This is a genomic window from Alsobacter sp. SYSU BS001988 (genome assembly GCF_054796215.1).
The window spans coordinates 26,976-38,736 of record NZ_JBTAMK010000016.1 but is presented as its reverse complement, the minus strand read 5'-3'; the positions used below and the strand labels follow the sequence as shown (position 1 = coordinate 38,736).

Genomic DNA, 11,761 nt, shown 5'->3' with positions numbered 1-11,761 from the left:
CATGGACGCGGTTGCAGGCCGGCGGCCCAGCCTTAGTTGATCCCGCATGCGGGGCGGACGCGGGAGGTCGGCATGGGGGTCGTGGTCATCGTGGGCGGCACGGGCGGGATCGGCCAGGCGGTGGCCCAGCGCCTCGCCGACGCCGGGCGGGCCGTGCACCTTATCGCCCGCCACGAAGGCAGGCTCGCCGAGGCCGCCGCCCGTCTCGGCGCCGGCTTCACGGCCGCAGACGTGGAGGAGCCCGGCGCGATCGCCGCCGCCATCCAGGAGGCCGCGGCGCGCCACGGCGGCGCCGTGGCGGGCCTCTGCTACGCGGTCGGCACCATCACGCTGAAGCCGATCGCCCGGCTCACCGACGCCGATTTCGAGCGCGACTTCCGCATCAACGCGCTCGGCGCCGCGCGCGCCGTGCAGGCCGCCCTGCCCGGCTTCAAGGCCTTCGACGGCGTCGCCTCCGTGCTGTTCTTCTCCACCGTCGCCGTCGCGCAGGGCTTCGCCGCCCACGCCAGCGTGGCGATGGCCAAGGGCGCGGTCGAGGGCCTGACGCTCTCGCTGGCGGCCGAACTCTCCCCGCGCGTGCGGGTGAACGCCATCGCGCCGTCGCTGACCCGGACGCCGCTCGCGGCGCCGCTCACCGGCAGCGCCGCGATGGCGGAGGCCATCGCTCAGCTCCACGCCGCGCAGCGGCTGGGCGACCCCGCCGACATCGCGCCCTTGGCCGCCCTGCTGCTCTCCGACGAGGCGTCCTGGATCACCGGCCAGATCATCGGCGTCGACGGCGGCCGCTCCAGCCTGCGCACCAAGGGTTGAGCCGTTGTCAGCAGTCCTGCACGCCTGCTGCCAAGCTGTTGAGAACGAACGAACAATTTACCAATTGGCGCGAATCTTGAACCTTCGGCTCGTCCACAAGTTCTCCAGGGAACCGGGGCGTGGGTCCCGGTCCTTCCTTGGCGAGAAGGAGGTTCCATGGGTCCTGCACGCGCCTGCGACGAAGCGTTCATCAAGCAGCTCCAGGGCTACGGCTTGACGACCGCCCACATCCTCTACTGCCTTCCCGACCACCCTTCGCTCCTGCAGAGCTACATCTGGCAGGAATACGACGTCGCGCCCAAATTCCCGGTGCTGAACGCCTTCCTGACCTTCTGGCGCACGTCCCTCGAAGGGCCGCTTCATTCGGTCCGCGTGGCGCACGCCAAGCTCATCAAGCCGGCGGAGCTCAGGCTGGCCTCGGGCGAGTTCGTGCTGAACTGATCGCGCGGCGGCCCAGCCCGCTCTCCACGAGCACGCACGCCCGCGGAACCGGGCGAACGCCGACGGCATTGTCCGCGTACGCCGCCGCATGGGCGGCCCGCCGGGCAATACCCGTGATTGCGTGTAGAATGTTGCTTTCTACGACGTTTGTTGTCTTTTGAGCCGCCCGGCGCTACATCCCGTCTCGCCCGTCGCTGCGACGACTTGCAGGACTGCCGCCGAGGACAACGCCATGATCACCCGCCGGACTTTCGTCACCGCCGCAGGCGCGCTTCTGGCCATGCCCGCCATCGCCCGCTGGGGAGTCGGGCGCGCGCTGGCCGCCGCCCCGATCCGGGTCGGCATCATCCCCGTCCTGGGCGCGGCGCCGGCGATCGTCATGAACGGCGAGGGCTGGGGCAAGGATGCGGGCCTCGAACTCAGTTTCGTCACCTTCGAGTCCGGGCCCAACATGATCCAGGCGCTCGCCTCCGGCACGCTCGACGTCTATGTCGCCGGCGTGGCGCCGCTCGCGGTCGCCCGCGCCAAGGGCGTCGACGTCAAGGTCGTCGCCGCCACCGCCATCGAGGAGATGTCCATGGTGGCCGGCCCCAAGCTCGCCGCCGAGTTCAAGGACGGCGTCTCGCCCGCCGAGGCCCTGGCCAATTTCCGCAAGGCGAGCGGCAAGCCCGCCCGCCTCGCCACGCAGCCGGCGGGCTCCGTGCCCAACACGACCCTGCAGCACTGGCTGTGGGAGGTCGCCAAGGCCCAGAAGGCGGACGCCGAGATCGTGCCGATGGGCATCGACGCGACCCAGCAGGCGCTGCTCACCGGCGCAGTCGAGGGCGCGACGATCCGCGAGCCGGCCGTCACCATCGTGACGAAGCGGGACCCGCGCAACCGGGTGGTGGCGCTGGGCGGCGCGATGTTCCCCAACCAGCCCGGCACCGTGGTGGCGTTCTCGGGCAACTTCCTGTCGCGGGACCGGGCGGCCGCCCAGGCCATCGTCAATGGCGTCGTGAAGGCGGTGGCGCTGATCAAGTCGAACCCCGACAAGGCCGCGCTCCATATCGAGGCGATGCTCGGCAAGGGCATCGTCGACGTCGCCACCATCAAGGCGGCGCTGACCTCGCCGGCGTCGAAATTCGTGGCCGATCCCGACGTCATCGTGGACGCCACGCGCGAGATGCAGGCCTACCAGGTCAAGCTCGGCTCGCTCGACAAGGAATATCCGCTCGAAGGCCTCTTCGACCGCAGCTTCTACAAGAAGGCCGTCGAGGGCTGACCCCCTCGCCACGGAAACCGGCCGCGCGGGCCTCCGTGATGGACAGGGCCGCGGCTTCAGGGGTGAAGGCCTCATGACCGTACAGCGATCCATCGGCCTCGGGGCGCTCGGCCTCGGGGCTTTTCTCTTGCTCTGGGAGGGGCTGGTGCGCAGCGGCGTCCTGCCGCCCGCCCTGCTGCCGGCCCCGAGCCAGCTGCCGGCCGCGCTCTGGCGCGAGATCCAGTCCGGTTTCTGGATCGCGTCCATCCGGTCGAGCCTCGGCCATTATCTCATGGGCCTGCTGCTCGGCGCTCTGCTCGGGGTCGCGCTGGGCGTCGTCACCGGGCTCAGCCGCGCCGCGGAGGCCAGCGTCGCCTGGGTCGTGCGGCTGCTGCGCCCGATCCCCGGCCTCGCCTGGGTGCCCTTCGCGATCATCTGGTTCGGCGTCTCCACCGGCGGGGCCGTGTTCATCGTCGGGGTCGGCGTGTTCTGGATCTGCTACTTCGCGACCTTGGGGGCGGTGCGCTCCGTGGACCGCGACCTGATGGAGCTCGCCGACGCCTATGGCTACCGCTCCGCGCCCGCCAAGCTGGTCAAGATCGTGCTGCCGGCCGCCGCGCCCGGCATCCTGGCGGGGCTGCGCACCGCGCTGGGACAGGCCTGGATGGCGGTGGTGGCGGCCGAGCTCTTCGGCGTCACCGGCCTCGGCCAGCGCATGATGCAGGCGTCCAGCCTGCTCGCGACGGACATCGTGGTCGTCTACATGATCACCATGGCCGCCCTCTACGGGATCATCGACACGGCCTTCGTCCTCGTCCAGAGCCGGATCCTCGCATGGAAAGCGTGATCGAGCTTGCCGGCATCGGCCTGTCCTTCGAGCGCAACGGCCGCCGCACCGAGGTGCTGCGCGGGCTGGACCTCACCGTCCGCCGCGGCGAGTTCCTGGCCATCGTCGGGCCGTCTGGCGTCGGCAAGTCGACGCTGCTGCGGGTGATCGCCGACCTGGCCAAGCCCAGCGCCGGGACGGTCAGGGTCGCCCCCGCCTCGGCCGGCGCCGTGCTGCCGGTGGCGCTGGTGTTCCAGGACGGCCGGCTGCTGCCCTGGCGGCGCGTGCTCGCCAATGTGGCCTTCGGGCTGGAGCGCTCCGCCCTGCCCCGCGCCGAGTGGCTGCGCCGCGCCGGCGAGGCCCTGGCGCTGGTCGGCCTCGCCTCCTACGCCGACCGGTTCCCGCACGAGCTGTCGGGCGGCCAGCGCCAGCGCGTGTCGCTGGCGCGCGCTCTGGCGGTCGATCCCGAGGTGCTGCTGATGGACGAGCCCTTCAGCGCCCTCGACGCGATGACGCGCGAGGCGCTGCAGGACGAGTTGCTGCGCATCCGCGACAGCACTGGCAAGACCGTGCTGTTCGTCACCCACGACATCGAGGAGGCCGTCTACCTCGCGGACCGCATCGTGGCCCTGGGCGGCTCGCCCGGCGAGCTGCGGGTGGCCCAGGTGATCGAGGCGGCGCGCCCCCGCCGCAGGGACGACCCTGCGTTGCGCGACGCGGTTCGCAGCATCCGGCAGGATCTGGCCACCTCCTCGGCCGCGCTGTAAAGCTCTGGCCCGGAGGCCGTTTCGCCGCGTGGGCCTTTGATCCTGACCCCGCAATCGCCACATTGGGGGCGTCCAGAGAGCAGGCGCCGCGCGCGCGGAGGCCGGCCGTCCCGTCCGCCTTCGCTGAGAGCCCGAAAGAGCAGGTTGAGTTGAGTTCGTCGCTGATGCATCCCTCGATGAGCCCCGTCCGTTGAGCACCTGGGCGGACCGCATGCGGCGGCTCGGACGCCATGCGGCGACAGGTCCCGACGGGCGAGCTGCGCAGCCTTCGCCGGCGGCCCTTGGCCCCGGCGCGCCTCTGGGCTATGCAGGCGCCCGGCCGGCTCCCGGCCATCCCTCCTTCGACGGCGCCATGCAGCAGGGCTCCACCCGGACTTCCGACATTCTGGTGCGGCTCGTCGGCGAGAGCGCGACGGACCGGGTGAGCGTGCGCGCCATCGTGGACGTGCTGGGCGAGCGCGCCTATGCGCTGCTCGTGGTCGTGCTCGGCCTGCCGAACTGCCTGCCGATGCCGCCGCCCATTCCGCTGATCTGCGGCCTGCTGCTGCTGTTCGTGGCGGCGCAGATCGTGCTCGGCAAGCAGGCGCCCTGGCTGCCGCGCCGGCTGCTGGCGCGCACCATCGCCCTGGAGGACCTGCGCAAGGCGGTGGACCGCGCCGTGCCGTGGCTGCGCCGGCTGGAGCGCGTGGCGCGCCCGCGCCTGTCCGTGTTCGAGAGCGCGATCGCGTTCCGGCTCGTCGGGCTGGCGCTGCTGGCCTTCTCGCTGGCGCTGGTCTTCGCCGCGCCGGTCATCGGCCAGATCCCGCTCGGCCTTGCGGTCGTGCTCGTCGGGCTCGGCCTGGTGGAGCGCGACGGCATCGTGGTCGTCGCCGGCCTCAGCTTCGGCCTCGTCGGCACGACGTTGAGCCTGGGCTTCCTCTTCGCCATCTTCGCCAGCGCGGCCGCGATCTTCTGAGCCGCCGCGCGGCGGCGGTCAGGACGCCTTGCCGGGGGCGCGAACCTCGCTCGTGAGCCCGAGCAGCTCGTCGATCTTCTGGGCCGGGACCGGCTTGCAGAACAGGTAGCCCTGCAGCTGGTGGCAGCCGACCGCCTGCAGGAAGCGCTGCTGTTCGGTCGTCTCCACGCCCTCGGCCGTGACGGTGAGCCCGAGCGCCCGGCCCAGATGCACGACCGAGTGCACCAGGATGGCGCTCTCCCCCGTCGTCTCCATCGACTCCAGGAACGACCGGTCGATCTTGATCTTGTCGAACGCGAACCGCCGCAGATAGATCAGCGACGAGTAGCCCGTGCCGAAATCGTCCAGGGCGAAGCGCAGGCCCAGCGCCCGCAGCTCCATCATGGCGTTCTCGGCGTTGTCGGCGTCGTCGACCAGCACGCCTTCGGTCAGCTCCAGCTCGACCCGGCCGGCCTCCATGCCCTCGTCCTGGACGATTCGGGCGACGGTGCCGACGAAGTCCTTCTGGCGGAACTGGATGGGCGAGACGTTCACCGCCACGGTGATGTTCTTCCAGCGCTTGCCGTCGCGGCAGGCGCGGCGCAGCACATATTCGCCCAGCATGCCGATGAGGCCGCGCTGCTCGGCCACCGGGATGAAGTCGGCCGGCGAGATCGGGCCGTGCACCGGATGCGTCCAGCGCACCAGCGCCTCCACGCCCAGCACCTTGCGGCCGTCCGGCGAGAACTGCGGCTGGTAGACCACGTCGACGAGGCCCGTCTCGAGCGCGTTGCGCAGGTCCTCCTCGACCATCTTGCGCATGCGCAGGGTCTCGTCCATGCCGAGCTCGAAGAAGGAGTAGCGGTTGCGGCCCTCCCGCTTGGCGCGGTAGAGCGCCACGTCGGCGAGGCGCATCAGCATGTCGCGGTCCTCGCCATTGTCGGGCGCCATGGCGACGCCGATCGACACGCCCACATAGGCGAGCGACCCGTTGAGCTCGACCGGCTCGCGGATCGCCTCGAGGATGCGGTGCGCCAGGGCGGCGCAGTCGTTGACGCTGCGGACCCCCGTCTGAATGATCGCGAACTCGTCGCCGCCGAACCGCGACAGCGTATCGGCGCCGCGCAGGACGCCGGTGATGCGCCGCGCCACGATGCGGATCAGCATGTCGCCGGCGCTGTGGCCGTAGTTGTCGTTGATGTCCTTGAACTTGTCGACGTCGAGGAACATCACCGCCAGGCCCTCGCCGCTCTCCTTCAGGCGCGAGAGCTCCACGTCGAGCCGGTCGGAGAAGAAGGCGCGGTTGGGCAGGCCGGAGAGGCGGTCGTGGTTGGCAAGGTGGGTCGCCTCCGCCTCGCGGGTGACGAGCTCCGTCGTGACGGTGCGGACATGGGCGAACATGAAGGCCGAGAACAGGCCGATCGCCAGCAGGGCGGCCGCGATGGCGGGCAGCACCCGCTCCAGCACGATGTCGCCCGGACGGTCGGGCGTCCAGACCAGCTGCGCCTTGACGTAGCCGTACTCGTCCGTGACCGGCAGGCCGTTGAAGCCGGCGCTCTCGCCCGCCTCGACGCGCAGGCCCTCATGGCCGCTCGCCTGGGAGAGGTGCTGCAGGGCGGCGGGGCTGAGCGGCAGCGAGGCGACGGCCACGAGGCCGCCGAAGGCGCTTTCGCCCTCGGTGGTGGGAAGCGCCACGGCCGCCACGATCCGCAGCGTGGAGCCGTCGAAGACGAGGCGCGCGTGGCCCGAGCGAAGCGCCGCCCCATCGGGGGTTTCCGTCCCGCCGGCCCAGTCGCTGCGGCGCAGGACGAGCTGCGAGACGCGGTCGCGGACCGCCTGGATGGATCCCGACAGCAGCGGCTTCGCCCAGGTGAAGCGGCGCTGGTCCCCGGGCTGGCCGTCCGCGCGGCCGGTCACGACGACGTTCTCGGGCGTCACCACGAAGGACTGGTCGAACCCGTAGGCCGTCTCCAGCACGGCCCCGATGGCGCGCTGGGCCCGGTCCGGCGACATCGGATGCTTGAGCGCCGCGGCCGCTTCCCCGCCCGAGACCGTCACGGCGAGGGCGCGCAGCGCCTTGGCCCGCTCGTGATCCAGCAGCACGCCCAAGGAGGCGCGCTGGCGGTCCAGCGAGATTTCGTTGGCGCGTTGGCCAGCAAGGACGAGGCCGCCGACCGCGAGGGTCAGCAGGGAGAGAAGCACCGCGGCCACGGGCCAGACGATCCTGGCCGTCACCGTCGCTGGACTCCGCCGGGGAATACTCCACACCATTACGCAATTCCGACCGTAACACAGGCCGTTATCGCATTCAGTTCTTACCAATCTGCTCCGCAGGCGCCTTGGGCTTGTAGGGAGGTTGCGGAATGGCGATGTGCGCCGCCCTCAGCGCCGCGGACCAGCGCTCCCGCAGGTCGTGGAAATAGGGCTCGCCCGCCTCGATGCGGTGCACCAGGTCGGGCTCCATCGCGTCCCGCCGCAGCGTGACGATGTCGATCGGCAGCCCGACCCCGAGATTGGACCGCATGGTCGAATCCATCGAGATGAGGCCGAGCTTCAGCGCGTCGCTGAGATTGGTGTTGAACGTCACGGCCCGGTCCAGGATCGGCTTGCCGTATTTGTGCTCGCCGATCTGGAGATAGGGCGTCTCCACCCCGCACTCGATGAAGTTGCCGGCCGCATAGAGCATGAACAGCCGCGGCGCCCCGCCCCTGATCTGGCCGCCGATCAGGATCGACACGTCGAACTTCACGCCCGCCTCGTCGAGGCTGCGGCCGTCCACGGTGCGCACCTTGTGCACGGCCCGCCCGACGAGCTGCGCCGCCCGGAACATGGTCGGCGAGTCGAACAGCGTCTCGACCTCGCCCGTGTCGGGATTCTCCACGCCCTCATGCAGGAAGCTGACGACCGATTGGGAGATCGACAGATTGCCGGCGGTGGCCAGCGCGATCGCGCGCTCCCCCTTGCGCTCGAAGAGGTGAAGCTTGCGGAAGGTCGAGATGTTGTCGAGCCCCGCATTGGTGCGGGTGTCGGCGATCATCACGAGGCCGTCGCGAACGAGAATGCCGGCGCAATAGGTCATCGGTGGGTCCGGGTTCAAGGGCGTGTCCTCCCGGGCGCGAGGAGCACGGGACGCCTTTCAGCCTTAGCACAGGTCTCCATGGGCGGGACTCCGTGCCGCGGGCTGCTGCGTCGCGGCGCCCATCATACGCGCATGCGACCCGTCTGGAAGGGCTGCGAACGGCTGAGGCCCGCGCGCCGGAGCGCGACGGGGCTCAGGACTGCGACTGCGACTGCGACTGCTCCAGCGCGTCCACGGCGACGCGGACCTCCATGCGCTCCTCGCCGCCGCCATATTGCGCTCCGCGCACCGGGGCCGCGCCGAGCTGGTCGAGGCCCGCCGCCACCCGCACATGGGCTCCCGCCGGGCAGATCTTGTTGGCGGGGTCGAACGCCACCCAGCCGAGGCCCGCGATATAGGCCTCGGCCCAGGCGTGCCCGGCGTCGGCGCCGCCCCGCTCCTTCGAGCCGGGCTCGCCGCGCCACACGAAGCCGCTCACATAGCGGGCCGGGACGGACAGGTGCCGCGCGGCGGCGATGAACAGATGCGCGAAGTCCTGGCACGCGCCCGCGCCGCGCGACAGCGTGTCGGCGGCCGAGAGGGCGGTGCGGCTCTCCGAGGCGTCATAGTCGAAGCGCTGGTGAATGGCGGCCATCAGCAGGTGCATGCGGGCGAGGCGGTCGTCTTGCCCGGCCGCCGTCGCCTCCTCGGCGAATGCCTGCACGGCCTCGCCGGCCTCCGTCAGCGGCGTGTCGCGCAGATAGAGGCTCTCGGGGAAGCGCTCCACCGCTCCGCGCACCACGCCGGCGGAGTCGAAGGTCTCCACCGTGCCCTGGACGTTGACGCTGATCTGCTCCACCGGCCCCGCCACGGACAGCACATGGGTGAGGTTGGCGAAGGCGTCCTCCACGGGCCGCAGCCGCCCGTCGACGTCCACGTCGATGCGCCAGTTCACCACGAACTGGCTCTCGGTGTTGCGCGGGGTGAGCCGCAGGGTCTGGATCAGCGACTTCGCCGCCGGCGCGTACCGGTACGTCATCTGCTGTGAAACGCGAATGCGCATGGGGCTCGCCTTGTGCGCCCGCGCCGCCCGGCCGCCCAGGGCCGGGGCGGCGTCAGACGAGGTATTGGTCCGTGATGGCCGATCCGAGCTTGGCGTTGTCGGCGATGAAGCCCGAGATGAACTCGTGCAGCCCGCTCCTCAGCACGTCCTCGATGCGGGTGTTCTCCAGCCGCGCCAGAATCGTCCGCGACAGCCGCTGCGAGACGCCCTGACGCCCGTAGGCGCCGCCGAGGTCGTCCAGGAAGCGCACCACGTTCTCGTAGGACGAGGCGAGCGAGCGGGGCATCTGCCGGTTCAGGATCAGGAGGTCCGCGACCAGCCACGGCTTCAGGCTCTGCCGGTAGACCCAGTGATAGGCCGTCAGCGCCGACACCTCGCGTAGGATGGTCGACCACTGGAAGTAGTCCAGGCTGCCGCCCACCCGCTCGTTCTCGGGCAGGAGCACATGGTATTTCACGTCCAGGATGCGGGCGGTGTTGTCGGCGCGCTCCAGATAGACGCCGAGGCGGGAGAACCAGTAGCCGTCATTGCGCAGCATCGTGCGGTAGGCCGAGCCGTCGAAGGTCAGCGACGTCGATTTCACCCATTCCAGGAAGCGGGCGAACTCCTCGCGGCTCATGGTCTTGGGGTCGTAGCGCCGCAGCTCCAGATAGGCGCTGTTGATCGCCTCCCACATCTCCCCCGTGATGGCGGTGCGGACCGCGCGGGCGTTCGAACGCGCCTGCTCCAGGCAGCTGCGGATCGAGGACGGGTTGTCCGGGCTGAAGGCCAGGAACTCGGTGACGTTGCGCTCGGTCGGCTCGTCATAAAGCGCCGCGAAGGTTTCCGCCGCCCCCGCCGTCAGGAGCACGCTCTGCCACTCGTTGCCCGCGCCCCCATAGGCGGCCGGCAGGGTGGCGAGGCGGGCGGTCGCGTCCAGGATGCGGGCGAGGAACTCGGCCCGCTCGATGTAGCGCGAGACCCAGTAGAGGTTGTCGGCGGTCCGGCTAAGCATCGAGCACCCAGGTGTCTTTGGTTCCGCCGCCCTGGCTGGAATTGACGACGAGCGATCCGTCCTTCAGGGCGACGCGCGTCAGCCCGCCCGGCACGATTCGCACCTTGTCCGACCCGGTGAGCACGAAGGGCCGGAGGTCCACGTGCCGCGGCGCCACGCCGGACGCCACGAAGGTCGGGCAGGTCGACAGCGCCAGCGTCGGCTGGGCGATGAAGCCGTCCGGCGCCGTCTTCAGCTTGCGGCGGAACTCCTCCACCTGCTGCTTGCTGGCGTGCGGGCCGACCAGCATGCCGTATCCGCCGGAGCCGTTGACCTCCTTGACGACCAGGCTGGTCAGATTGTCGAGCACATAGGACAGCGAATCCTTCTCGCGGCACCGGTAGGTCGGCACGTTGTTGAGGATCGGGTCCTTGCCGGTGAAGAAGCGGACGATCTCCGGCATGTAGCTGTAGACCGCCTTGTCGTCCGCCACGCCGGTGCCGATGGCGTTGCACAGCGTCACGTTGCCGGCCTGGTAGGCGCTGACGATGCCGGGCACCCCCAGCACCGAGTCCGGCCGGAAGGCCAGCGGGTCCAAAAAGTCGTCGTCGATGCGCCGGTAGATGACGTCGACGCGCTTCGGCCCCTCGGTCGTGCGCATGTAGACGATGTCCTCGCGCACGAAGAGGTCCGACCCTTCGACGAGCTCGATGCCGAGCTTGTCGGCCAGGAACGAGTGCTCGTAGAAGGCCGAATTGTACTGGCCGGGCGTCAGCAGCACGCAGACCGGGTCGCCGGCTCCGTTGCGCGGGGCCACCGAGCGCAGGGTCGCCAGCAGCGAGTCGGGGTAGTTCTCGACCGGGGCGACGCGGTTCTCGGTGAACAGCTCCGGGAAGAGCCGCATCATCACTTCCCGGTTCTCCAGCATGTAGGAGACGCCGGACGGGGTGCGGGCGTTGTCCTCCAGCACATAGAAGTCGTCCGGGCCGACCCGCACGATGTCGATGCCGGCGATGTGGCAGTAGATGCCGTGCGGCACGGGCCGACCGGCCATCTCGGGCCGGAACCCGGCGTTGCGATAGACGAGGTCCTCCGGGATGATCCCCGCCTTCAGGCACTCGCGCGGGCCGTAGAGGTCGGCCAGGAAGGCGTTGAGCGCGGTCACGCGCTGGACCAGCCCCTCCTCCAGCCTGGTCCATTCCGGCTTGGTGATGACCCGGGGAATGATGTCGAACGGAATCAGCCGTTCCGTCGATTCCGCGTCGCCATAGACGGCGAAGGTGATTCCAATGCGGCGAAAGAAGAGTTCGGCCTGGCTCCGCCGCAGGGCCAGGTGGTCTGGCGGGGCCGTGTCCAGCCAGCGCTTGAGCGCGGTGTAGGCCTCCCGGATCTCTCCATTCGCGCCGTTCATCTCGTCGAACGCCGACGCCATGTCAGTCCCCCTCAAGGCCCGTCTCGCGACGCGGCCGCAACGCCAGAGTAACCGCAAAGCGCGTGCCAGCAATGGGGGTCAAGAACATGGGCCCGCAAGACGCCGGGGCGCCGCAAAATGAGGCGCCGTGACGGGGATTTCGCCCCTCCAATGAAAAGCCCTCCCCCGCCGGGCGGGAGAGGGCTGGGTCGCATCGGCCCGTGAGGGCGGGGAG

General features: G+C 70.3%; 11 protein-coding genes. 6 read left to right on the top strand and 5 right to left on the bottom strand.

What is annotated here, in order from left to right; translation table 11 throughout:
- The first annotated feature begins 72 nt into the window (after positions 1–72).
- The 6 genes from ACYVO7_RS21510 to ACYVO7_RS21485 all read left to right on the top strand — a co-directional run bounded on the left by ACYVO7_RS21510 (position 73) and on the right by ACYVO7_RS21485 (position 5,042).
- Positions 73–810: an SDR family NAD(P)-dependent oxidoreductase gene (locus ACYVO7_RS21510; protein WP_460451834.1), complete on the top strand. Its 738-nt coding sequence runs from the start codon at positions 73–75 to the stop codon at positions 808–810.
- Positions 811–966: 156 nt separating this feature from the next.
- Complete coding sequence (locus ACYVO7_RS21505) at positions 967–1,251, top strand: usg protein (RefSeq protein WP_406854019.1); 285 nt, start codon at positions 967–969, stop codon at positions 1,249–1,251.
- 232 nt (positions 1,252–1,483) lie between these two features.
- A complete protein-coding gene (locus ACYVO7_RS21500; RefSeq protein WP_460451833.1) occupies positions 1,484–2,515 on the top strand; it encodes an ABC transporter substrate-binding protein in 1,032 nt (343 codons plus the stop codon).
- 73 nt (positions 2,516–2,588) lie between these two features.
- Positions 2,589–3,341 (top strand): ABC transporter permease, encoded by a 753-nt coding sequence (locus tag ACYVO7_RS21495; RefSeq protein WP_460451832.1) that lies wholly within the window; start codon positions 2,589–2,591, stop codon positions 3,339–3,341.
- Positions 3,329–4,087: an ABC transporter ATP-binding protein gene (locus ACYVO7_RS21490; protein ID WP_460451831.1), complete on the top strand. Its 759-nt coding sequence runs from the start codon at positions 3,329–3,331 to the stop codon at positions 4,085–4,087. Before ACYVO7_RS21495 ends, ACYVO7_RS21490 begins: the two co-directional genes overlap by 13 nt.
- 352 nt (positions 4,088–4,439) lie before the next feature.
- Positions 4,440–5,042: an exopolysaccharide biosynthesis protein gene (locus ACYVO7_RS21485; RefSeq protein ID WP_460451908.1), complete on the top strand. Its 603-nt coding sequence runs from the start codon at positions 4,440–4,442 to the stop codon at positions 5,040–5,042.
- 18 nt (positions 5,043–5,060) lie between these two features.
- Here the strand turns inward: ACYVO7_RS21485 and ACYVO7_RS21480 are convergent, their stop codons facing one another.
- The 5 genes from ACYVO7_RS21480 to ACYVO7_RS21460 form a co-directional block, all read right to left on the bottom strand.
- The gene (locus ACYVO7_RS21480) at positions 5,061–7,256 is read right to left on the bottom strand and encodes a putative bifunctional diguanylate cyclase/phosphodiesterase (protein ID WP_460451830.1); all 2,196 of its coding nucleotides are present in this window, start codon (positions 7,254–7,256) and stop codon (positions 5,061–5,063) included.
- A gap of 73 nt (positions 7,257–7,329) precedes the next feature.
- A complete protein-coding gene (locus ACYVO7_RS21475) occupies positions 7,330–8,100 on the bottom strand; it encodes a peptidase (protein ID WP_460451907.1) in 771 nt (256 codons plus the stop codon).
- A gap of 193 nt (positions 8,101–8,293) precedes the next feature.
- Positions 8,294–9,142, bottom strand: coding sequence for a transglutaminase family protein (locus ACYVO7_RS21470; protein ID WP_460451829.1), 849 nt, complete (start codon positions 9,140–9,142; stop codon positions 8,294–8,296).
- Between the two features lie 52 nt (positions 9,143–9,194).
- Positions 9,195–10,136, bottom strand: a complete 942-nt coding sequence (locus tag ACYVO7_RS21465; protein WP_460451828.1) for an alpha-E domain-containing protein — start codon at positions 10,134–10,136, stop codon at positions 9,195–9,197.
- Entirely contained in the window at positions 10,129–11,547 is a 1,419-nt protein-coding gene (locus ACYVO7_RS21460; RefSeq protein WP_406854026.1) for a circularly permuted type 2 ATP-grasp protein, read from the bottom strand. Before ACYVO7_RS21460 ends, ACYVO7_RS21465 begins: the two co-directional genes overlap by 8 nt.
- Between the last annotated feature and the right edge of the window lie 214 nt (positions 11,548–11,761).